The organism is Flavobacterium aestivum, from assembly GCF_026870175.2.
In the GTDB taxonomy this organism is placed as follows: Bacteria; Bacteroidota; Bacteroidia; order Flavobacteriales; family Flavobacteriaceae; genus Flavobacterium; species Flavobacterium aestivum.
Genome location: NZ_CP113977.2, coordinates 2,583,236 through 2,606,057, shown reverse-complemented (window position 1 = coordinate 2,606,057; position 22,822 = coordinate 2,583,236). Strand labels below are relative to the sequence as shown.

Here is a 22,822-nt window from a genome sequence, read left to right as displayed (position 1 = left end):
TTATTATGTAATTAACATGTTTTCATTGGTGCATACAACCAATTTTAGAATCATGCTCATTCCATAATGGTTAATTAGCTTGTTCGTTAAAATAATTTAATTCAATTTTTAGCTTTATATTCTGATGCTGAATCACAATATTTTCAGCAAAAATATTATTTTTAGCAGTAAAAAAGAGCTTTATTTTTTCTTTTCTTTTAGAAGAATGTACAATTTGACTTAATTTATTGGATGGTTTTGAAATGAAAAGATAATTTATTTTACTCTTATCTAATGCCTCATAAACTGTATTCTCATTATTCTCATATTGGTTAATAATGTCATAATGACTTCGCAAAAGCAATCTAAAATCAGTTACTAAAGTGTTTATCAGCATTTTTCTATCCAACTCTTCTAAAATAAAATTGACTTTGAAATCAGTTTCAGAAATTTCAAAATCCAAGAGTTTATTTCCAAATTCCGTGGTAAATACAACTCTATGTGTCGTGTCATTTATTTTCTTAGCAATAAAAATACCTGTTAACTCATTGCCATAAACCGAGATATTGGCTTTATAAACATAATCAATTGTTGGATCAGAGAAATAAGCCACCTCCAAGGTCTTTTTTTCTAAAGGAACTGTTTTATAATCCTTTACTATATTATTCGTGGCACATGACGCAAAAACAAGAATTAGAACGCTACTAATTCGTAAAAGAAGCTTCATCGACTTTGGCATTGATTACTTTGTTTTTTAATACAATTCGGGTAAAATCTGCAGATGATTCCAATAATTTAACCTGAACAACGGTAGCATCTGTTTTATCAAAAGTCAATTCGATTTGCTTGATGTACTTTTTAAGAGCTGCATCTTTCGGAATAAATTTGGTGATATTTTGGTCTTTGTTTTTAAAGTATGAAATAGAAAATTCCTTATCATCAAATAAATCTCCGCTTACACTCCCCACAATCAACTTATTTATTTTTCCAAACAATTTACTATTTCCAATATCTACAGAGCTTTTCTTTCCTTCGTCATTAATCAGTATTTTTCCGTTTTTGAAAACTATGGAATAACTGTATGGCTTTTTGTATTGCCAAAGCAATAAATTGGGTTCTTTGAAAACCATTTTTCCGGAGGTTTCAATATCTTTTGATAAAAAATCAAGATGCTTGTATTGAACAAAATCAGTGCTCAATGTCTTGATTTTCTTAGACACCTGTGCAACCGATTGTTTGAATGCAGTAATCTCATTTTCGCTCATTTTTTGTTCTTGAGCCAAAGATTTAAAAAGGGAAACGTTCAAAAAAATCAGTAATAGAAAATATTTAATCCTCATAAGCTTTTATATTCAGAAGTTCTTCTAAAGGAACAACTCTATAATTATTTTTGTGTAAAAATGACAACAACTGTTCTAATACATTTACCGTCTGGATGGATGTATCGTGCAAAAGTACGATTCCTCCGGGTTTAATTCTTTTTATAATTCTACCAAAAATAAATTTCTCATTTTTGGTTCCTCCATCTAATGATCTAATATTCCAACCAATCGTTTTGTGTTTGGTAACCGCTAATGCTCTTCGGATGGAAGGATTTGTTACCCCATAAGGCGGTCTGAATAATATTGGTTTCTTTCCTGAAACTGATTCAATTAAAGCATCTGTTTGTTCAATTTCGGTAATGACTTGCTTTTTTCTATAAAAATCAAAAAAAGGAGAATGACTATAGGAATGATTCCCTACGGTATGCCCCTCTTCTGTTATTTTTTTTAAAATATCAGGATGCGATTCAATATTTTTCCCAATGCAAAAAAAAGTAGCTTTCGCATTATACTGCCGTAAGATCTCCAAAACCGGAGTTGTCATTTCATGCGGTCCATCATCAAATGTAAGGGCAATTTTTTTTTCTTTTTCTAATGGATTGTTACAGTAGGCTGTTACATGATAATTGGATGCTATATAAGCTGATCCCCAAAAAACAACTAAAAACCATAAAATAGCAATCAGCACAAAATACTTGATTTCTACAACTACAAAAAAACTTACTAGAGTGAGTAGCGTTAGAACCGAAATAAAAAAAAATGTTGCTATTTTATGCTTCAACAGCTTGAAATTAAAGTGAAACTATGATCAACTCCGTTGCGTTGATTGTATAGAAGAACAGTTTTATAAGATTGACTTTCTAATGCATTTATCTTTACAATATCGGGAATATTTTGAGTCTGGATAATTTTGGCACCCAGCCATAATCCAAATGCCGAAGCAGTATCATACTCTCCACTCAAATGTTTGTAGTATACTTGTGGTGTGTTTAGAAAAGTATTATTTGATAGGTTTTTATAGTACAAATCAGAATCAACATCCCCGTTATACCCCAACAAAACAGCATCGATATCTGTAACTTTCAAATCATTTGAAGCTAGAAAATTTGTAATTCTATTTTCTACTTCATCCGTTTCCAGTTTATTAAAGATTTCTATATCCAAAATTTCAGCAAACGTATTCTCTTTTATTTCATTTTCTAAAACAAAAAAAGTAGCTCCCTCTCCAAAAACAACTCCATTGGTTGTTGACTCTAGAATAGAATATGGACTTTGATTTTCTTTTTTTATAAACCCAGCCAATTTGAATAGTGCTATGGTATAATCTGCAGTTTCATCAATTCCTCCAACCAATATTCTAGAAGCATCTCCTTCTTCAATCATCATTTTGGCATCAAAAAGAGCCGACTCAAAAGAAACTGATCCGTTTACATAGGTCAAATTATAGGCTTTGCATTGTAAGCCCAAAGCGATTTGTCCTCCTACAGTATTGTGTGTTGACTGGATGAATGAAGTTGGCGTCAGGAATTGTTCCCCATTATCTAATATGGCTTTCAAAAACTTCTCAGAATCTTCTATACATCCCATTCCTGTTCCTGTAATAATGGCGTCTACGGTTTCAAGTTGCGCTTCTCTCAAAGCAAGAGTCGAAGCAACAATTCCGTTTTTGACACCTTTTGCCATTCTCCTAATAGCTGCAGGTGGAATAAAGTCTTTATAAACAGGCTTCTCTAATGCAAGAATAGTATCATTCACGTTCAATTCTGCTTCTTCCAAAAAAATAGAATCAAACGTTTTTTGAGCCGAAATGCAACCTAATCCATTTATATATGTCTTTTTCATATAAGGTACTATTCGCTTTTAGAAAATATAAGTGTCGAACAATTCCCTCCAAATCCAAAAGAATTAGAAAGTACGTGTTCTATATTTTTATGTTTTAAAGTCGTTTGTGGCACCAAATTAAATTCTTCCATTGGTGTTTTAAAATTCAAATTTGGGAAAACCACATTATTCTGAATGGCTAATACGCTGTAAACTGCTTCAATAGCAGCCGCAGCAGCCAAAGTATGCCCTGTAAAAGGTTTAGTCGAACTGAAATCCGGGGCTTTACTTTCGCCAAACAATCGGGCTATCGCTCTACCTTCAGACAAATCGTTATTGGGAGTTGCAGTACCGTGAACATTGATATAATCAATTTGTTCTGGTTGCAATTGCGCTATTTTAAAAGCTTTTTCCATTGCCAGGAAAGCACCGTCGCCATTTTCTGAAGAAGCCGTTTGATGAAAAGCATCATTCGCATTTCCGTAACCGGAAACTCGTGCCAACACTTTTTTATTTTCTTTTTTGACTAATTCATCTGATTCCAAAACCAAATAAGCGGCAGCTTCACCAAGATTCAAACCGGTTCTATCATTGTCAAATGGTTTATTATAATCATCGGACAAAATCATAAGCGTTTTAAAACCATTTATAGTAAACTTAGACAAAGCATCCGTTCCTCCTACAATAACACGATCCAGTTTGCCAGATTTTATCAATCGGGCACCCAGCATAATTGCGTTTGCAGCAGATGAACAAGCTGTACTAATGGTAGTTACCATTCCCTTTAACCCCAATTCATGCGCCATTTTATCGGTAATATCACTGGCATTATGACTGCTAATGTATTTTACGACTTCGGGATTATCAAAATATTCGTAATAGTAGCGCTCAGTCATATCCATTCCGCCCACACTGGTAGCCGAAATCAATCCTGTCCTGTATTCATTAATCGAAGTTATTCCTGCATTCTTCACAGCTTGTTTGGCAGCAATTGTGCCCAACAAAGCCGTTCTTGAAAAATTATTGTCTTTTTCTAATTGCAATTCATCAATTAACTCTTGATTGGTTTTCTTAATTTCTCCAACCTTAATCACATCTACATGTACCGTCGCTATATTTTCGATAGTTGTAATTCCTACCTGATTATTCAGTAATGCGTTGCAATTCTCCTCAACCGAATTCCCGATTGAAGAAATAATACCCATTCCTGTTATGGCAACTCCTTTTTTCATTTTAACTTTTTGGATTGATAGATTTTTAGATGACTGGATTACATATTCTTCTTTTTTAGAAAATGTTTAAACTCTAGAAATCTAAAAAATCTAAAATCTACACTCTAAAATCTAAAATTACTTAGTTCTATTTTCATTGATATAGGCAGCCATAGTATCTATTGACCTAAAAATAGTTTTTCCTTCTTTTGGATCAACTAATTTAATTCCGTAATCTTTATCCAGCATTACAATAAGCTCTAATGCATCAATAGAATCAAGTCCTAATCCGTCACCAAATAAGGCATCGTCATTATTTATATCAGCTATTGCTATATCTTCTAAGTTTAAAACTTCAATGATTTTACTTTTTAATTCTTCTTTTAATCCTTCCATAATTATTGATTGTATAGTTTTTTTAATAATTCTTGATCGTGTTCTAATTCTCCTTGCTTATCTATCAGATACAGAAAGGCTTTATAGTCTTCATTGCAATATTCAACCCAACCGCATAAGACTTTATCTGCCTTTTGGGTTTGCAAAAGAATATTGGAGTATTTCTCCATAAATTCAGGGTTGTAGTCGGCAAATATAAAAAAAGAATTTTCGCTTTTTAGTTGATGCTTAATACTAATTTCCCCTAAACAAATATTAGGCAGCGTATAGACAAAAACCGCTGGACTTGGGTAATAATTCCCTGAATCCGAAATTGAATTTTGATATTTTACATCCGTATCCAAACTTGACGATTTGTTGGCAAATACTAGTGCTGTATTATTTTCTTTTGTGGTATCACCTTCTGTTTGCAAAAGTAGTTCTGCCCCCAAGAAAGCCAATTTACTTAAATTATCCATTTTAAAAAACTTGGGATAATTCATTTCCAAATGCTGGTATGTTTTCTTTGAAAAATCAGAAAACACAGTTGGTTCAGTGCTAAAAACAACTTCTCCATTCAGTGAAACTTTGTTGTTCTGAATGCTGCAAAAGGATTTTATATAGGTTTTGTTTGCTTCCATTAGTTTACTTTTTCGAATAAAACCGCGGTATTACAACCTCCAAAACCCGATGCTGTTTTTAGAAAAAACTGAATATTTTTATCCTCATTTTTTTCTATAACACGAATAGGCTGACTTACTCCAATGGTATCAAAACCTAATGAAACAAACAATTTACTCTCTTCTACCGATTGAATCCCAATAACGGTCTCCAACAATCCAGAAGCACCCAATGTATGTCCATAAAATCCTTTCAGACTGTTTAATGGTACATTTTCAAGCCCTAACCTGTTTAGAGCTATGGCTTCCATTTCGTCATTAAAAGGAGTTGCAGTACCATGTGCCGAAATATAATCAACTTGATTACTGTTCATTTGGGCTTCCGCCAAAGCATTCTGAATACTTCTAAAAAGTCCTTCTCCTGTTCTGGATGGTCCGGAAATATGATTCGCATCATTAATGGAACCATCTCCTATAACTTTTACTTTGGCATTATCTTTATTCGAAGAAACCAAAACCGCAGCTGCAGCTTCTCCTAAGGTTACTCCTGTTCTATTTATTGAATACGGTTTACATGGCAAATCACTCATTGCCTGAAAAGAATTGAATCCCGATAAAACAAACTTCGAAACTTCATCTCCAGCCACTAAAAATGCATTATCATATGCATCTGCCTGAATTAATCTTTTAGCCACCGAAACCGCTAATACCCCAGATACACATGCATTAGAAACCACTATAGGTTCTGTCTTAAATGCAAAAAAATCAGCTATCGTTTTAGCCAATTGATGTAAATAGGCTGAATCTATATTTTCGTTTTCTAAAGCCGTAACATTTCCTTTTGTGGTAGAAAGAATGAAAGCCGTTCGTTCATTCAAAACAACTTTGGACTTTTTAATGATTGGTTCTAAAGCCAAAATCATCATTTTTTCTAATCTGGAATAACTCTTTGCCGAAGTCACTTTGGCGAAAGCCAAATCTAAATCTTCATCATTAATAATAGAAGCATAAAATGGTGCATCTAACAACTTAGGCTCATTGTGCAATTGAATACCGGAAACGGCATTACCAATGTTTGTCACATTAGTAGTCACATCAAACCCAATAGGTGTAATACAATTTGTTTCGGTTATATATACTTCTTTTATCATTCTATTTTATCAAACCCACTTTTCGTTTCCACTCTTCAAAAAACGGAGGATTGGTTAGCATTAATTCTCCATCTTTGTCCAGAAACACCTGAACGGTTTCTCCGGTACAGGCAATTTCGTTTTTGGCATCGAATATGGTATATCTAAAAATCATTTTTGCCGCTGGCGTATCAACAATAGTTGTTTCTATACGAAACACATCACCATAACGCAAAGATAATTTATGCTCACAGGTAGATTTTACGATTGGAGTTGTATAACCACTACGAGCAATATCCAAATAGGAAATCCCATGATGACGACCAAAGGCTTCTCTCCCGTCTTCAAAATAAGTAATATAATACCCGTGCCACACTATTCCTAGCGGATCAGTTTCATTAAACCGCACTCGGATCTCTTGTGACACAGTCAAATCAGTTGCCTCTTTATACAGCTCTTTTCTTCTTATCATACAGCAATGCTAAGGTTGTGGTAACTATGAAAAATAAAAATAATAAAAATAATTCCGGAATTAAGTCCCAAAATGTTCCGTTGCGCAAAAGTACATCATAAAAAGCTTCTAACCCCCAGTTCATTGGCGAAGATTGTGCAATGACTTGCATAATTTTTGGCATGGCAAATACTGGAACCCAAACTCCTCCAATCGCAGCCAAAATTATTACAGAGGTAGCACCAAAAGGAGCCGACTGTTCTTGCGTTTTGGCAATAGTCCCCAATAATGTTCCAAAACCTATAGCGGCTAATCCCGAAAATAAAGCGACTATGCTCATCAAAATCAAATTACCTTCAACATTCAGTGCCGGTAATCCTAAATAAGGAAATAAAAATACTGCCAATGCAATCATCATGTAAAACTGAATTAAGCAAATGATGGAATACATTACTGTTTTACCAGCCAAAACGATTGTATTAGAAACAGGATTGGTTCGCAACCTTATAAAAGTTCCTTGTGTTTTCTCTTTTACTATATTAATTGACAATGGAACTACTATAAAAAATATAGCAAAAAGTGTCCAAGCCGGTACATTATGCTGTACTGAATTTGGAATACTCTCTTTGTTGTTAATTCTGGGAACGATCTCTTTGAATTTAATAAAACTTTTTTGTTCGAAACTGGTATCTCCCTCGCCTAATTGATCTTGGAAAGTAGTATAGATAGATTTGGTTTCTATTTGGGAAATCATTTTATCAATCCCATTCATTACACCACTCTTGAAACTTAACTGAACTGCCGGATCAAAATAGAGTTTAACTTCTTTTTGATCAACCAATTTAGCCTTTGGTTTTGTAGCCAAAGAATCAGCAAAACCTAAGCTACTGACAATTTTTTGAACGTTCTGATCAATCTTTGCCTGTAAATCCGTGCTTAAATGTGACGGAATAACTATTGCCATTTGGTATTTTCCCTTAAAAACAGCTTCTTTGGCAACTGTTTCTGTAATTGGTTGGTTATCTATTGCTGTAACAACACTAAAAACGTCACTTTTTTGTAAGTTATCAAAAATCGTTTTAGAAACATTCCCTTTGTCATAATCGACTAAAAGAACAGGTATTTTAGAATCATTTATTGTTTTAAATGTACTGTCTTGAATGAGCGTAACCACTATTATTAATACCAACGGCATCAAAAAAAGTGTCACTACACCTCCTATATCTCGTTTTAACAACAAGAACTCTTTATAAACTGACATCCAAAGCTTATATAGCATCTCTCAACTCTTTTCCGGTTAATGAAATAAAGACATCTTCCAGATTTCTGGCATTTGCAGTAGCTGTTATCAAATCCTTAGGAGTTCCTTCGGCATAAACAATCCCTCTATCTACAATAGCTATATGGGTACAAAAATCCTGTGCTTCTGACAAATGATGGGAGGTGTAAATAATGGTTGTCCCGGTTTTATTGAGTTCTTTAAGGTAGTCAATAATAACATTTTTAGAATGTACATCTACTCCAACTGTTGGTTCGTCAAGAAAAAGTACTTTAGGGTCATGGAGTATTCCCGCAATCAAATTAACACGACGTTTCATCCCTCCGGAAAAAGTTTCGATACGCTTGTCTGCAAATTTCAACAATCCAAGAAACTCAAGACTGTCTATTACTTTTTCTTTAAGATTATCCCCTTTTAAACCATACATGCTCCCGAAATACAGTAAATTTTCCCTTGCGGTTAAGGTTGGGTATAATGCATATTCTTGTGGTACTACACCTATGATTTTTTTGATTTCATTTGCATTCTTGCCATATGTCAAATTATCTATGGCAAAAGTTCCTGAAGTTGGTTTTATCAATCCACAAAGTATAGAAATCAAAGTGGTTTTTCCCGCTCCATTGGGACCAAGTAATCCAAAAATTTCTCCTTCTTTTACATCCAAAGAAAAATTATCCAAAGAATACATTTCGGCATCTTTGAACATTTTAGATAAATTTGATATTTGGATAATGGATTTCAAAAGGATAACTTTTTTTTAGCTTATGGCTTTCTTTAGTTTCTTAAAGAAAACTTCTTCTTTATCAGCTATAGCCAAAAGCTCATCCGAAAGTGCATTGTAAACATCAGCTTTCGTACTTCTTTTTTTGTAAACTCTAGAAGCTTCTACTGCAAAATCTCTCCATAAATCGCCTATAGCCGTCATTTCTAATGATAAGGTTTGCAGTTCAGCATTTCCTAACACTACCGCAGCTTCTTGCAAGAAAGCGGCATATATAAATCTGAAACCACCACCACCTGTACCAATTTCTTCCTGCATGCGTACTATTTGAGCCAAATAATGATTGGCTTTTTTATTTCCTTCTTTTACAGGCCATTTTTTAATCAGCTTGGCTACATATCGAATACCACGCACTCCAACGATTGGCATTGGCGCCAACATATCTCGACAAGTGTTTTTTATTCCTTTGATGATTGCTCCTTTCAAATCTACATTCGCAGGAACCTGAATTGGATAATACATTTGTCCTCTTGGAGCAAAAGCCCCTTTGGCAAAACGAACTTTATTCAATTCGGCATGAGTTAGTGTCGTTACGTTTTCCATAACAGGATCACTAATTAAGTAATCTGTTTCTGTTTTCCCATAAACCACTAAGTTATGGGCGTTAAAATGAAAACGGTATTCATCTGGAAAATAGGTCAAGTTATATACTCCTACTTGTAATCCAGATGGTATATTATTTTTTAAATTTTCGTCTAATGCTTTAATGGCATTGGCTTCACTAGAAAATTTTTGTCTCTTGATTTTAAGGCCTAAACGTTTGGCCAGTTTATTAAAAATTAAACCCGGCATCGGTCTGTAACTGATCGCAGGGGCATAATTTACTTTAAGAAAAGGGATATAAACAAAGAAAAGCCCAGAGCCAATCCCGAAAACCATAGGTTCGCTAATATTTAATCCATTATGCTTTAACAAATTGGACGCAACTCCATTCTCACAATGAGCTGATTGATGATGTGTGAAATTTGTTTCCATTAATTCGCTTTAAAATTTTTCAATTCTTCAATAGTGATATTGAATGATTCTGCATATTTTTTTAAAATAGTATCACTTAATTTGTCAAAAACTTTGGGTTTGAAGTGTCTTTTTACACGCCATTGCCACATTCCCACATAACTGGAAAGAACTCCAATATCCATTCTGCAAAACTCCATATAATAATAAATTGGACTCACTTCATTGTTTGCCACTTTGGACTTTGCAATTTCAATTCGCTCGCTTATCTCATCAATAGAATTAGAAAGTGCAATGGTTTTGGGTTCCCAACCGGTACTCAAAGCAGTAGTATAATTACCATTTTCATCCGTGGCATAAACTAGCTCTTTCATGTTTTTATTAGAAAGATTGCCTTTGTCTTGGGGAACTTCGTCTTTTTTCATTTTAGCTATTATTTATTTTCCTGAATAAACAGTGTGATTTCACCTTCTAAAAGCACTTCATCTTCTCTAAATGTTTGACACTTCATGGTACACAAACTATAGGAATCAGTGATAAACTTTGATAATAATACCGCTTTTGTATAAATAACAGTGCCTACCTGCGGCAAAGAGTGAACTTTTAGCGTTTTTATACCACTTATAAAACCAACTACATTTACACCCGTTTTATCATTCTTATCCTCGTCAATAAAATAATCTTTGGCTACTACCGAGGAACACGTTTGTGCCATATTTTCTATCAGTCCGGATTCGATAAAAAATCCATTCTCTATAAAAATATTATCCGGTTTAATTTCAAAAATGGTTTCGACTTTTTCATCATCCATTTCTAAAATCATATCCACCATAAGCATTGGCGCTCTGTGAGGCAAATACTTTTTGATATCAACTAGACTTGAAGTTTCTTTTTTTTCCACGGCTTTCAAACTTATTTAGCCAAAACGGTCTTCATTTGACCTTTTGCTATTTCGACATTGTTTAATTTGGTTACAACATCAACCAAAGTTACCCCTGCAAATTCCTGTAAAATAGAAACTGTAGTTTGTATTTCGTCATGAAGTTTAGGCAGTTCATTTATTACAATATCTTTTATTGAACCAATGTATCCTGTTGGTGCTTGTTCTTGTCTTAAATAAAATTGATAACCTGTGTGCAAAGCTACAGATTGAGCCATATGCTCTATAATTCCAGATTCTTTAAAATTCCCATTTTGAAAAAAAAGAGCATTTTCATCAATTGTAAATCCTGATACTAATGATGTTTCTGTATAAGTGTATAGCTTATCTACCATCACAAAAGGAAACTTTTGCGGTATTAAACTTCCAACAAATTCCTTATCTAAACCTTTATCAATTGTAGATTCTATCATTAGCAAACCGTTAAGTAAGCATACGCATAAGAAAAACGACCACTTTCCGGAACTGATAAAAGTATTTTATTTCCTTTTTTTAGTTTTCCTGAACCTATTAATTCTTCTAAAGCTAAATAAATAGATGCCGCTCCTACATTACCAACATGTGCCAAATTCATAAACCATTTTTCCATTGGTATAACCATACCTTTATCTGCCAATGATTTACTCAATCCTTCAACAAAATAATGAGAAGAAACGTGTGGCAGGAAGAAATCGATTTCCTCTGCTGAAACATTATTTTTAGACAAAGCATCACTCATACTTAGTGCACCTTTTACCAAAATAAACTCATCCAATAATTTTACATCCTGTTTGAAAGCAAATAATGATTCCGTCAACCATTCCTTTGGATGGTAATCATTCCAAGGCTTGATTTCACCATTTTCTAATTTATCACCACCTGCATACATACAGGTTTCAAGCTCGTATGCATACGAAAAAGCTTCCATCCATTCAATCTTTAAAGAGATTGAACCGTTTGGTTTATTTTCTAATAAAAAAGCTCCAGCTCCATCAGACAACATCCAACGCAAGAAATCTTTTTTGAAAGCTAAAATAGGTTGCTCTTCAAGATTTTTTAAATTAACCACTTCGTTCTCGAATTTTTCAGACAACATCCAAGTAGATAATTTTTCGGATCCTGTACAAACAGCATTTTGTGTATTACCTGATTTAATAGATAGGTAGCCAAATTTTAAAGCATTCATACCAGCACAACAAACTCCTGAAGAAGAGTTTAATTCTACTGATTTGTTTTTCAACAATCCATGCACCATTGATGAATGTGAAGGCACGAGTACATCTGGTGTAGTTGTACCACAAGACAATAACTCTATATCTTGTGCTGTAAAACGGTCATCAAATAATCCTTGAATCGCATTATTAGTCAATTCGGCATTATTATGTGTGCTTTTCCCTTTTTTATCTATAGCATAATAACGGGTTACAATTTTATTATTTCTTAATATTAATCTTCTTGCTTTGGATGCGGTTTCATTGATTAGCCCTAAATAATCTTCCATTTCATCATTTGAAACGGCTTCATTTGGCAAACATTTAGCCGCTTTTGTAATATATACATCAAACATAATAATCTTAATTTACTCCTTTATAATATGCTAATTCTTTCCTTATTTTTTGAACCTTTAACGGATAGGTAAGAAGGTGCAATATATAAACTATTGGTGAGATTAACCAAATAGCCAACAACAAATACACTTTAAAAACCTTTGTCCAAGTTTTTCTGGATTCCCCTTTGTTGATAATCAGATTAGACCATTTTGCAAAAATTTTATTGGCTGTTCTATCAACAGTAACTAAGTAAGAACTTACTTTAACCGCATCAATATCAACTAATTTTTGCTGCAAATGATCTAGGTCATTTTCCTGCAAACTTGACAGAATCACTTCTCCAAATTTTGTTGATTCATTAATATCTTTATCTGAAACTCCCGGCAGAGGAAAAATTCCTAAATATTTCTTTTTCACTCCAGAGAACATCCATTCTACTATTGTAATAACGCTTATCAGATTCCCTACTCTATCCACCAAGGCTATATTTCCTTTTAAGGATGCATTGTTCTGTTTCAATAGCGCCTTGACTTTTTCCTGTGCCATAACCCACATATTTCTGGAACCATTTATGGTTACAACTGGGGTGTTATTCAATAGTTGTTTTGCCTCAGGGCTTTTCAAAAATGAATTGGTCGGAATAGAAGGCGTTAGATACCAAACCTGATAATTTAACAGAATCAAATCGAATTTGGTATTCATTATTTCTTCAGAAACAGGCTTCAATGCTGTTGGTATTTGCAAAAATGATTCTGGGAATGCTCCAAAAAAAGCGTCATTGTTCCAAGGAAACGGAAAAGGCTTTTCGAGTTGAATTTCATGAAATAATACATTTATTTCATCCGAATTTAAAAGTGGTTTTGCAATATTTCTGGCAATAGATTCTAATTGTCCTGATTGGGAATAATAGACTACAAGGACGTTTTTCATTTTATTGGTTTTAAAAAAAGCGAATTTAACTTAAAAATATAATTAATACTAATAGTCGTTTAATTCTTTGAAATTTCTTAATTTATAATCTCTTTTTTACAAATCTACTCCGAATTAATACTCCGTAAAAGTAGTCTAAAAAACAAAAAAACAGTCTATAGTAACAATTATTGATTTTTAATTTGATTCCAAAAATCAAAATAATTAAACCATTGCAAAGGATATTTCTTTAGCATTGCTTCTAAATTTAGAACATAGTCTTTGAGCAATCCTTTTTCATCCCTATGGCTTACATTTGCTCTTCGCGTATACAAATGGTAATGCAAATTAGGTTCTTTCATTACATAAACAAAAACAACTGGTACTTTTAATCGTGAAGCTATCAAAAAGGGACCAGCAGGAAAACGAGCTTCTTTACCTAATAATTCTTCTTCCAGAGATTTCACTCCTTCAAAATATCTATCACCGGTAAAACAAACCAATTCGTTTCTTGCCAAAGCTGCATTTATCTCGAAAATATGCGACAAATCTTCTTTTATGATAATAAACTGAACCGTGGGCTTTTTTGAAATGCTCTCCAGGTAATTTTTTATAGCGGAATGCTCAAGATCTGTAGTAACTAAATTGATCTGAAATTCAACATCTATTTCCCCAAAAAAATATTCGGCAATTTCAAAATTCCCAATATGGGCACTAATAAGAACTCCCCCTTTTTTATCTGATAAAAGTCCTTTCAAGATCTCTACTCCATCAAACTCATACGTAAATCGATCACGCATTCCCGCAGAAATAGCTATTTTATCTATTATCGTTTGACCAAAGGTAAAGTAACTTTTAAATACGTGAAGTTTTGATTTAAAATACGAATAACCCAACCTTTTATTGAAATAATAAAAAATCGATTGATTACTTTTCTTTAGAAAAAGGAAATAATAGGATGCTACAAAATAAAGTAATCCGTAAGCCGTTTTGATTCCTGCTTTCTTTATTAAAAAAACAAAAATTCTATACCCTAAAACAGTTCCTTTAGACTTACCATCCCATTGACTCATTTTAGATTGGAGATTTTAGTCCCGACACCAAAGGTTCGGGACGTGTGTAGATTTTAGATTGCAACATCTAAAAAATATAAATTATACTTTAAGTTTTAGTTTATTATCTATTAAATCATAGAAAGTTTGAAAAGTCGAAATCCCGGCAAAATCAGCCTCAACCAATTTCACACCAAAATTAGATTCAATAGAAACCACTAAATCAACATAATCTAAACTATCTAATTGTAAAGTATCTTTCAAGATCGCATCAGGCTGAATATCATCACCATCCACTTCAAATTCTTCAATTAAGAATCCTATAACTTTCTCTATAATCACTTCTTTATTCATTCCCTTTATTATACTTTTTTACAATTAACGCTGAATTTGTCCCTCCGAAACCGAAAGAATTGGACAAAAATATATCAATTTTTTTATTTAACGTAGTTTTAACCAAATTTAATTTTGCGGCATCTTCTGCCGGTGTTTCTAAATTGATGTTCGGTGCAATAAAATCGTTTTGCATCATCAAAATAGAATAAATCACCTCGCTCGCCCCTGCCATCCAGCATTCATGCCCTGTCATAGACTTTGTAGAACTCACATAAGGATTGCTTTCTCCGAAAACCTGAAAAATAGCTTTTGCTTCATTCTCGTCCCCAACTGGTGTAGATGTTGCATGAGCATTAATATAATCTACGTCACTGGCTTTTATTCCTGCTTCGTCTAATGCTCTTTGCATCGCTATAGAAGGACCTTCAACATTTGGAGTTGAAATATGTCCTCCATTGGATGAAAATCCATATCCTACAACTTCTGCCAAAATAGTTGCTCCTCTTTTTATCGCCGATTCATATGATTCCAATATCAAAGTTGCTCCACCTCCGCTAGGAATTAGCCCATCGCGATTAGCATCAAAAGGTCTTGAGGCCTTGGTTGGTTCATCCTCTCTAGGAGAAAAAACACCCAAACCATCAAAACTGCTCATAGCATATTTATTGATTTCTTGTGCTCCTCCGCAAATGATCATTTCCTGAAAACCGCTTTTGATCAAGAAATAAGCCAGTCCAATAGAATGTGATCCGCTGGCACAAGCTGCACTAACTGTTAAATTAATTCCTCTTAACTTAAAAATAGTCGAAAGATTCATTGTAACTGTTGAATTCATGGATTTAAAAATAGCCCCTGATCCAATTAATGCCGTATCTTTCTTTTCCCTAATAATGTCTGTTGCTTCAATAATTGCTTTAGAAACACTATCATTCCCATACATGATTCCAACCTCATTGGTCTCGAAAAATGCATCATCAATATTAGCATTTTTTAATGCCTCGATAGTTGCCATATAAGCATACTCGGTTTCTTCCCCGAGACTAATTCTTTGCCTTCTGGTCAGTAAATTTTTTAAATCCGGCTTAGGAACCATCCCTGTTAATGCAGAACGGAAACCAAAATCTTTGCGTTCCTGATCGAACTTAATCCCCGATTTTCCTTGGTATAAAGAATCCTTTACCTCATCTAGTGATGTTCCTATACAAGAATAAATCCCCATTCCTGTTATGACAACTCTCTTACTCATCTTCTTTATTCTACTGTTTATGAATAAATTCCACCATTTATATTAATTACCTCACCGGTAATATAACTCGATTTCTTTGACACTAAGAAACTAACTAAATCCGCTACTTCTTCAGCCTCGCCAAAACGATTTACAGGAACCATTTTTATTAGTTCTTTTTCATCAAGCTGGCTAGTCATATCCGTTCTTATAAATCCTGGTGCTACTGCATTTACCGTAATATTTCTTTTGGCAACCTCTTGTGCCAAAGCTTTGGTTGCTGCCACTACAGCTCCTTTGGCTGCTGAATAATTGGTTTGTCCTGCAGTTCCTTTTACACCGGAAAGAGAAACCATATTTACAATTCGCCCGTATTTATTGCGCAACATTTTTTGCATAAAAAAGTTGGTCACATTAAAGAAACCACTCAAACTGGTATTCACGACACTCGACCAATCTTCATGGCTCATCCACATGAATAATCCGTCTTTTGTGATTCCTGCATTATTTACGATAGCTTCAACAATAGCTTCAGGATTCGCCTCTTGCCATTGTGTCAAAACTGTTTTTACTTCTTCAAAATTAGCAACATCAAACTGTATTATTTCGCCAGTTGCTCCTCTTTTTATTACTTCTTCTAATGTTTTCTCTGCAGCTTCTTTATTAGAATGATAATTAATCATTATATGATAGCTGCTGTCTTCAGCTAATTTTTCGCAAATAGCACTACCAATACCTCTCGAACCTCCTGTTACCAATGCACACTTCATACTTTATATTTTAGATTGAAGAATTTAGATTTTAGAATTTAAATTAAAACTTTTTGCCTTTTGCCTTTTGCCTTCTAACAATTAATCAAATAATCTTTCACTTTTTGCACAAAAGGATACATTACCTGATCTTTTTCGAATCTTGGAATAATCATACGAATATCATCGTATATTTTTCTGGTTACTGACGAAATTTGGTCTTTTTGCTCTAAACAATCAATTGCCTGAACAATAGTGATCAATTCTATAGCCAAAACCTCGAATGAATTCTCAATAACTTTTGAGGTAACTACTGCTGCATTGGTTCCCATACTCACTATATCCTGATTGTCATTATTGTTTGGAATACTATGAACATACATAGGATTAGACAACATTTGATTTTCTGCTGTAGTCGAAGTAGCGGTAAACTGTACTCCTTGCATTCCAAAATTGAATCCCAAGGTTCCTAAATTCACAAATGGAGGCAGAATTTCGTTAATTTTTGAATTCAATAAATAATTCAGCTGACGTTCTGCAAGCATCGTTAGTTTTGTAATTACAATTTTCAACTTATCCATTTCCAAAGAAATATAATCCCCGTGGAAATTACCTCCGTGATATACATGTTGATTTTTTACATCTATAATCGGATTATCATTTGCCGAGTTAAATTCTTCTTCCAGAATAGATGCCACATTGTTTATCGTTTCCAGTACTGGACCCAATATTTGCGGAACGCATCTTAGTGAGTAATATTCTTGAACTTTTTCTTTAAAAACCTCTTCGGTGTTTTCTCCAGAATAAAGATGATCTTCTCTTTTTCTGATCAAAGTACTGTCCGCTAGGTTTTGTCTCATTCTTTGGGCTACTTCACGTTGCCCTTTATGTAATTTTGTATTGTTTAATTCTTCAGAAAAATGGTCATCATAGGCTTGAACAACCTCATTAATCGCACAAGAAAATTTAAGCGACCAATCTAGTAATTTCTGTGCATTATGCACATTGACAACCCCAATTCCTGTCATTACAGAAGTTCCGTTCATTAAAGCCAAACCTTCTCTAATTTCAACTTTAATTGGCTCTAATTTTTCTATTTCAAAAACCTCTTGGGTAGGTCTTCTTTCTCCTTTATAAAAAACTTCTCCTTCACCAATAAGAACCAAAGCCAAATGAGCCAATTGCACTAAATCTCCACTTGCACCCACTCCACCGTGTTCAAAAATCAAAGGAGTAATATCTCTGTTTATTAATTCCTTCATTAACTCAATTAAAGAAGGATGAACACCTGAGTTCCCTAAAGATAAAGTATTCAATCTTGCCAAAATAGCAGCTTTTACACAAATAGCATTCAATGGTTTTCCGGTACCGGAAGCATGACTACGGATCAGATTGTATTGCAATTGCAAACGATCTTCATCCTTAATACGGTATTGAGCCATTGGTCCAAAACCAGTATTAACACCATATATAATTTTATTTTCAGAAAATTCTTTTAGGAAAGCAAAACTTTCGTTAACCCTATCTAAGACAAGAGGGCTAATCTCTAATTTAGTATTACCAAAAATTACGGTTTCAAATTCTTCTAAACTTAAATACTTGTTTATTGTACTCATTATGGTTGTTCTATTATTTTAACTAAAAAAAATATCAAATAATTTTTAATTAGAATTTATTGTGGTTAATTTGATGTGTGCAAATGTAGTGTAATCTCAACGATAAAAGAAAACTCAAAATGTTTTTTAAAAGCATTAGTTTTTAAAATATAACTACATAAAAAGCAAATACTTACAAACAAACCTCTGTAAAATGCGTTTGTTTAATTAACTTTACAAAAATTAACATTGAAGCAAAACTACTTTAAAAATAGCTTTTTTTTAAAACCACATATAAAGAATATCTCTTTTATGCTGAATTAAAAATTAGTGTTGAAGTTTAAATTTAAATACAAAGACACAAAATGTTGCAAGAATTCGTAGATGTTTTAATCATAGGAGCTGGTCCATCCGGATGTGTATCTGCTTCCTATCTTTATAAAAAAGGAGTCAAGATTAAGGTTGTAGAAAAAACAAAATTTCCTCGAATAGTGGTTGGCGAAAGCCTTATTCCAAGAGTCATGGATCATTTTGCAGAAGCAGAATTATTTGACTGTTTGGATGCCATGAATTTTGAAAAAAAATTAGGAGCCCGATTTATAAGAGGAGAAGAAATTTGTGTTTTTAATTTTAACAATAAATTTTCCGAAGGTTGGGATTGGACTTGGCAAGTGCCTAGAGCCGATTTTGACAACACCATGGCTCAAGAAGTGATCCGAAAAGGAATTGATTTAGAATTTGAATCCGAAGTGATTTCTGTTACTTTCGAAGGAAAAAATTCGAGAACTGTTGTAAAAGACAAAAATGGAAATCTAAAAGAAATTCACGCCAAGTTCATCATTGATTCTAGTGGCTACGGAAGGGTTTTACCTCGACTTTTAGATTTAGATACCCCTTCTAAACTTGATCCTCATTCGTCTATTTTTACCCATGTTGTAGATATTAACCGTCCTCAAGGCGAGGAAGGAACTATGATTTCGTTTGACATTCTTGAAACCGAAGTTTGGTTATGGGTTATCCCTTTTTCTAACGGAAACACAAGTCTTGGCGTTGTAGGGCCTACGGATTTTATCAATTCCCTTTCTACCAATAAAGACAACGCCGAAGCATTGAAAAATGCCATTCAGCTTTCTGAATACTATATCAAACGATTTGCCGGAGTCGATTTTATATTCGAACCTATCAAATTAGAAAACTATTCTCGATCTGTCAAAAAAATGTACGGAGACGGCTTTGCTCTTACCGGAAACAGTTCTGAGTTTTTGGATCCTGTATTTTCATCTGGAGTTGCATTTGCTACCGAATCCGGTATTCTTGCTGCCAAATTGTACCTAAAAGAATCCCAAGGCATACCTGTAGACTGGGAAACTGAATTTACTGCCTATATGAAAAAGGGAATTGCGGTTTTTACCACTTACGTAAAAGAATGGTATACAGGAAACCTACAAACCTTGTTTTTTCACCAACCTGAAAATCCAGATGTAAAAAGAAAAATATGCGCGGTACTCGCTGGTTATGTTTGGGATGACGAAAATCCATTTGTGAAAAAGCACGACAATCTTATCAAAAATATGGCTCGCTTACTAGAAATGGAAAGTGAGCAAACAAAAAAATCCTAGTTAAACTAGGATTTTTTTTGTTTTAAAATTATTTAGTAAGCCTTTTTCAAGAGCATTTTTGCCAAAGATTTTGCAGTCTTTGCAAAGCCCTCACCTATTCTGGATTCATTGCTAAAATTACTTCCCCACTGATCTCCTGGTGCATTTTCGCTCGAAATTTCCAACAGAACATTTGCTTTATTTTTAGTTTCAACAAATTTTAATTGCGTCGTTACTTTCGCAGCCTGCTTCATTATTCCAGCATCCCATCCCGGATAAACCCATATTGCATCTACAATTAAAGTGTATTTTGCAGCAGCCAATCCTTCTTGAAAATTTACATCTTTATTATCTTTAGAATAAACAACATTCATTAATTCTAAAAATTTTGGATTCCAAATTTGCTCCTTACTTGTATCCCATTTCTTTTTCCATACATCACCTGATGATTTCATCTTTTCATTTAACTCTTTGGTTCTGTTAGCAACGTATTCTTTTTCAGGATATTTCTCTTTCAAAAGAGTCATTTTCGAATAATCGAATACAATATTAACTTCTTTCTGATCCTTTAAGAATCCAAAATCTCCTTTTACAACTTTCATATCTTGTGCAGCCATAACTGAGGTTACGAACAATACTGCAAAAACAATTTTTTTCATTTATTAGCTTTTTAATTATTATCTAAAAATTACAGGTTTCAAATATAGAAAATATTACTTGTTAATTATGCTATTAAACACAAAATACTTACAACTTTTTTAACCCCTAATGCGTTGCTGTTCAGTTTAATTCAAAGTCAAATTCAGCATCTTACTATTTTCTTGCAATCTCTTTCTTTAATAATAATTACAATAAAACTCAAAACAAGCCCGTACTCCACTCTATACCAATCACATAATCATCATAAAAAAAATAAAATCGCGAAAAACTTACATTTTTTCGTATATTTAACTTTCTATAAAACAACACATTAAAACAAACAACTATGAAAAAAAATCTATTTATCACAGCAGTTCTCTTGGGAACCATTTCATTTGCCAATGCTCAAAGCATGGGAGATATTACAAAAGCAACTAACGCTGTAAACAAAACAGCAGCTGCTGCCTCAGCAACTTCATTTGATGTAGCGAGTATTTCAAACCAAATAATGGGACTATTATCTCCTAAATTAAAATTAACCGAAGCTCAAAAACCAGCTGTTAATTCATTAGTAAATGAAACATTAAATAAAAAGAAAAACCTTTTGCCAACTATGGCAACAGATAAAGCAGCTTATAATTCAAAAATGGCTACAAACAGAGAATCCTTTACTACCAAAATGAAAAAAATAATTAGCCCAACCCAATTTACAGCTCTTACTTCTTTATTGCCAAAATCGGCTTCTGCAGTAACACCATTGGTGCAAATGTTATACTAATGAGTTATAAATCCCTTAAAAAAAGCAAAATCTAATCGATTTTGCTTTTTTTATTAATGCAATTGTCCTTGCTAGATTTAAACCCTCAACACTCCACGAAATCCTCTAACGGCATAATAAGATGAGGCACCATTGTGATACACAAAAACATTGTTGTATCGAAAATCAACAAAGATAGCTCCTCCAAGTTTTCTAATCTCCGAAGGGGTTTTCACCCAGTTCGATGTTTTCATGTCGAAATTACCTAGTTGTTGTAACTCCCGATATTGTTCTTCGGTTAAAAGTTCAATACCCATGCTTGCAGCCATATCTATAGCACTATTTTCGGGTTTATGCTCTTTTCTTGAATCTAATGCTTCACGGTCATAGCAAAGACTTCTACGTCCTTTAGGGCTTTCGGCTGAGCAATCATAAAAAAGATATTCATCTGTCTTTTCATCATAGCCAACAACATCAGGTTCTCCCCCAGTTTTTTCCATTTCATTGAGCGACCACAATTTTTCATTATTACCTGAATTAACTTCTAATTTTGCTTGCACATTATCCCATTCAAGGTCTTTGTGACGGTTCTTATTTTTCTCAAAACGATTTTTTAATGTTTTAAGTAGTACTGAACTTTGTTCTGATGATAACTCCTTTTTATTTTCTATTGCCATAATCAATCATTTTTTAATTCTTCAAAAAGTAAATATAATGGATTTAAACTACATTAAATTGTCATTCTATTATAAGAAATCGGATCATATTTAACTCATTTACCTGAAACCAAACTGAATATCGCAAGAGCATAACAATCCGAAAAAAGCACTCTAAACACTCTTCCTAAATTGTGAATATCTATTTTATGAATGGTACATTTCTTTTTCCTTTAAAATCTATCTTTGGCATCCTTAAAAAAAAAAATAGATGAGCACAATTTGGTACGAATGCAAAGTAAAATATAGAAAGACAGACGAAACTGGTGGACAAAAGGTTACAACAGAACCTTATTTGGTAGATGCTTTATCTTATACCGAAGCCGAAAGTAGAATTAATGAAGAAATGTCTGCCTATATCAGTGAAGAGTTTAAAATCACAAATATAAAAGTGGCTAATTACGCAGAAATACATCCTTTCGAAAATGCTGACCGTTGGTTTAAATCTAAAGTTTCTTTATTGGCTTATGACGAAGAAAGTGGTAAAGAGCGTAAGTCCAATATGTACATGTTAGTACAAGCCAATGATGTAAGAGAAGCTTATGACAACACAATTATAGTAATGAAAAACACTATGGGTGAATATACCATACCTGCAATTTCAGAATCTCCGATTATGGATGTTTTTCCTTATTTTAGTGGTGAAGAAGGTGAAACTGAACAATTAGAAAAATTCAATGCCCTAAAAGCTTCTAAACCTGCTACTGACCAGGCAACAGAAACATATGACCATATGGAATTTGATCCAGAAATTGTAGCCGAAACTGTTTAATTGTAAAAAATTATACAGCATATCATAGTAATAATAGCAAAAAGAGAGGATAAAAAAACCTCTCTTTTTGTTTTAAATTATT

27 protein-coding genes are annotated in these 22,822 nt (G+C 33.5%); 3 read left to right on the top strand and 24 right to left on the bottom strand.

The window, feature by feature from the left end:
• Nucleotides 1-70: 70 nt before the first annotated feature.
• The 22 genes from lolB2 to flxA all read right to left on the bottom strand — a co-directional run bounded on the left by lolB2 (nt 71) and on the right by flxA (nt 18,279).
• A complete protein-coding gene (lolB2, locus tag OZP08_RS11400; protein ID WP_268846205.1) occupies nt 71-706 on the bottom strand; it encodes a flexirubin biosynthesis protein LolB2 in 636 nt (211 codons plus the stop codon).
• Nucleotides 684-1,319, bottom strand: a complete 636-nt coding sequence (gene lolA2 / locus OZP08_RS11395; protein ID WP_281321871.1) for a flexirubin biosynthesis/transport protein LolA2 — start codon at nt 1,317-1,319, stop codon at nt 684-686. Before lolA2 ends, lolB2 begins: the two co-directional genes overlap by 23 nt.
• Nucleotides 1,309-2,082: a polysaccharide deacetylase family protein gene (locus OZP08_RS11390; RefSeq protein WP_281321870.1), complete on the bottom strand. Its 774-nt coding sequence runs from the start codon at nt 2,080-2,082 to the stop codon at nt 1,309-1,311. Before OZP08_RS11390 ends, lolA2 begins: the two co-directional genes overlap by 11 nt.
• Nucleotides 2,079-3,143 (bottom strand): beta-ketoacyl synthase N-terminal-like domain-containing protein, encoded by a 1,065-nt coding sequence (locus OZP08_RS11385; RefSeq protein WP_281321869.1) that lies wholly within the window; start codon nt 3,141-3,143, stop codon nt 2,079-2,081. Before OZP08_RS11385 ends, OZP08_RS11390 begins: the two co-directional genes overlap by 4 nt.
• Nucleotides 3,144-3,151: 8 nt before the next feature.
• On the bottom strand, nt 3,152-4,354 hold the full coding sequence (locus tag OZP08_RS11380; RefSeq protein WP_281321868.1) for a beta-ketoacyl-[acyl-carrier-protein] synthase family protein: 1,203 nt from the start codon (nt 4,352-4,354) through the stop codon (nt 3,152-3,154).
• Between the two features lie 117 nt (nt 4,355-4,471).
• Nucleotides 4,472-4,729 carry a phosphopantetheine-binding protein gene (locus tag OZP08_RS11375; RefSeq protein ID WP_268846204.1) on the bottom strand — a complete coding sequence of 86 codons (258 nt, stop codon included), beginning with the start codon at nt 4,727-4,729 and terminating at the stop codon, nt 4,472-4,474.
• Nucleotides 4,730-4,731: 2 nt separating this feature from the next.
• Nucleotides 4,732-5,349, bottom strand: a complete 618-nt coding sequence (locus OZP08_RS11370; RefSeq protein ID WP_281321867.1) for a 3-oxoacyl-ACP synthase — start codon at nt 5,347-5,349, stop codon at nt 4,732-4,734.
• The gene (locus OZP08_RS11365; protein WP_281321866.1) at nt 5,349-6,479 is read right to left on the bottom strand and encodes a beta-ketoacyl-[acyl-carrier-protein] synthase family protein; all 1,131 of its coding nucleotides are present in this window, start codon (nt 6,477-6,479) and stop codon (nt 5,349-5,351) included. Before OZP08_RS11365 ends, OZP08_RS11370 begins: the two co-directional genes overlap by 1 nt.
• Nucleotide 6,480: 1 nt before the next feature.
• Complete coding sequence (locus OZP08_RS11360) at nt 6,481-6,930, bottom strand: acyl-CoA thioesterase (RefSeq protein WP_281321865.1); 450 nt, start codon at nt 6,928-6,930, stop codon at nt 6,481-6,483.
• The gene (locus tag OZP08_RS11355; protein WP_281321864.1) at nt 6,905-8,170 is read right to left on the bottom strand and encodes an ABC transporter permease; all 1,266 of its coding nucleotides are present in this window, start codon (nt 8,168-8,170) and stop codon (nt 6,905-6,907) included. Before OZP08_RS11355 ends, OZP08_RS11360 begins: the two co-directional genes overlap by 26 nt.
• A gap of 7 nt (nt 8,171-8,177) precedes the next feature.
• Nucleotides 8,178-8,876 carry an ABC transporter ATP-binding protein gene (locus tag OZP08_RS11350; protein ID WP_268849489.1) on the bottom strand — a complete coding sequence of 233 codons (699 nt, stop codon included), beginning with the start codon at nt 8,874-8,876 and terminating at the stop codon, nt 8,178-8,180.
• A 69-nt stretch (nt 8,877-8,945) separates the two neighbouring features.
• Nucleotides 8,946-9,944: a BtrH-related acyltransferase DarH gene (gene darH, locus OZP08_RS11345; protein WP_281321863.1), complete on the bottom strand. Its 999-nt coding sequence runs from the start codon at nt 9,942-9,944 to the stop codon at nt 8,946-8,948.
• Nucleotides 9,944-10,348, bottom strand: a complete 405-nt coding sequence (gene DarG / locus OZP08_RS11340; RefSeq protein ID WP_268846201.1) for a flexirubin biosynthesis protein DarG — start codon at nt 10,346-10,348, stop codon at nt 9,944-9,946. The genes darH and DarG overlap by 1 nt, the downstream gene beginning before the upstream one ends.
• Nucleotides 10,349-10,356: 8 nt before the next feature.
• Complete coding sequence (locus OZP08_RS11335) at nt 10,357-10,824, bottom strand: hotdog family protein (protein WP_281321862.1); 468 nt, start codon at nt 10,822-10,824, stop codon at nt 10,357-10,359.
• An 11-nt stretch (nt 10,825-10,835) separates the two neighbouring features.
• The gene (locus OZP08_RS11330; protein ID WP_281321861.1) at nt 10,836-11,276 is read right to left on the bottom strand and encodes a hotdog family protein; all 441 of its coding nucleotides are present in this window, start codon (nt 11,274-11,276) and stop codon (nt 10,836-10,838) included.
• A complete protein-coding gene (darB, locus tag OZP08_RS11325; RefSeq protein ID WP_268846200.1) occupies nt 11,276-12,409 on the bottom strand; it encodes a dialkylresorcinol biosynthesis protein DarB in 1,134 nt (377 codons plus the stop codon). The genes OZP08_RS11330 and darB overlap by 1 nt, the downstream gene beginning before the upstream one ends.
• A gap of 7 nt (nt 12,410-12,416) precedes the next feature.
• Entirely contained in the window at nt 12,417-13,322 is a 906-nt protein-coding gene (locus tag OZP08_RS11320; protein ID WP_268846199.1) for an NADPH-dependent FMN reductase family protein, read from the bottom strand.
• Between the two features lie 167 nt (nt 13,323-13,489).
• Nucleotides 13,490-14,374, bottom strand: a complete 885-nt coding sequence (locus tag OZP08_RS11315; protein WP_281321860.1) for a lysophospholipid acyltransferase family protein — start codon at nt 14,372-14,374, stop codon at nt 13,490-13,492.
• An 81-nt stretch (nt 14,375-14,455) separates the two neighbouring features.
• Nucleotides 14,456-14,707 carry an acyl carrier protein gene (locus OZP08_RS11310; RefSeq protein ID WP_268846198.1) on the bottom strand — a complete coding sequence of 84 codons (252 nt, stop codon included), beginning with the start codon at nt 14,705-14,707 and terminating at the stop codon, nt 14,456-14,458.
• On the bottom strand, nt 14,700-15,935 hold the full coding sequence (locus OZP08_RS11305) for a beta-ketoacyl-[acyl-carrier-protein] synthase family protein (protein ID WP_281321859.1): 1,236 nt from the start codon (nt 15,933-15,935) through the stop codon (nt 14,700-14,702). The genes OZP08_RS11310 and OZP08_RS11305 overlap by 8 nt, the downstream gene beginning before the upstream one ends.
• Before the next feature lie 17 nt (nt 15,936-15,952).
• Nucleotides 15,953-16,684 carry a flexirubin biosynthesis SDR family reductase FlxB gene (flxB, locus tag OZP08_RS11300; protein WP_268846197.1) on the bottom strand — a complete coding sequence of 244 codons (732 nt, stop codon included), beginning with the start codon at nt 16,682-16,684 and terminating at the stop codon, nt 15,953-15,955.
• 74 nt (nt 16,685-16,758) lie between these two features.
• Nucleotides 16,759-18,279, bottom strand: coding sequence for a flexirubin biosynthesis tyrosine ammonia-lyase FlxA (gene flxA, locus OZP08_RS11295; protein ID WP_281321858.1), 1,521 nt, complete (start codon nt 18,277-18,279; stop codon nt 16,759-16,761).
• 344 nt (nt 18,280-18,623) lie between these two features.
• Here flxA and OZP08_RS11290 point away from each other — a divergent pair, with 344 nt between their 5' ends.
• A complete protein-coding gene (locus OZP08_RS11290) occupies nt 18,624-19,877 on the top strand; it encodes an NAD(P)/FAD-dependent oxidoreductase (protein ID WP_281321857.1) in 1,254 nt (417 codons plus the stop codon).
• Nucleotides 19,878-19,909: 32 nt separating this feature from the next.
• Here OZP08_RS11290 and OZP08_RS11285 read toward each other — a convergent pair whose 3' ends face one another.
• On the bottom strand, nt 19,910-20,515 hold the full coding sequence (locus tag OZP08_RS11285) for a hypothetical protein (protein WP_281321856.1): 606 nt from the start codon (nt 20,513-20,515) through the stop codon (nt 19,910-19,912).
• A gap of 326 nt (nt 20,516-20,841) precedes the next feature.
• Here OZP08_RS11285 and OZP08_RS11280 point away from each other — a divergent pair, with 326 nt between their 5' ends.
• Nucleotides 20,842-21,273, top strand: a complete 432-nt coding sequence (locus tag OZP08_RS11280; RefSeq protein WP_281321855.1) for a hypothetical protein — start codon at nt 20,842-20,844, stop codon at nt 21,271-21,273.
• Nucleotides 21,274-21,350: 77 nt separating this feature from the next.
• Here the strand turns inward: OZP08_RS11280 and OZP08_RS11275 are convergent, their stop codons facing one another.
• Nucleotides 21,351-21,929, bottom strand: coding sequence for a DUF4256 domain-containing protein (locus OZP08_RS11275; RefSeq protein WP_268846194.1), 579 nt, complete (start codon nt 21,927-21,929; stop codon nt 21,351-21,353).
• Between the two features lie 250 nt (nt 21,930-22,179).
• Between OZP08_RS11275 and OZP08_RS11270 the strand changes: the two genes are divergently transcribed.
• On the top strand, nt 22,180-22,740 hold the full coding sequence (locus OZP08_RS11270) for a DUF4494 domain-containing protein (protein WP_268846193.1): 561 nt from the start codon (nt 22,180-22,182) through the stop codon (nt 22,738-22,740).
• Nucleotides 22,741-22,822: the final 82 nt, after the last annotated feature.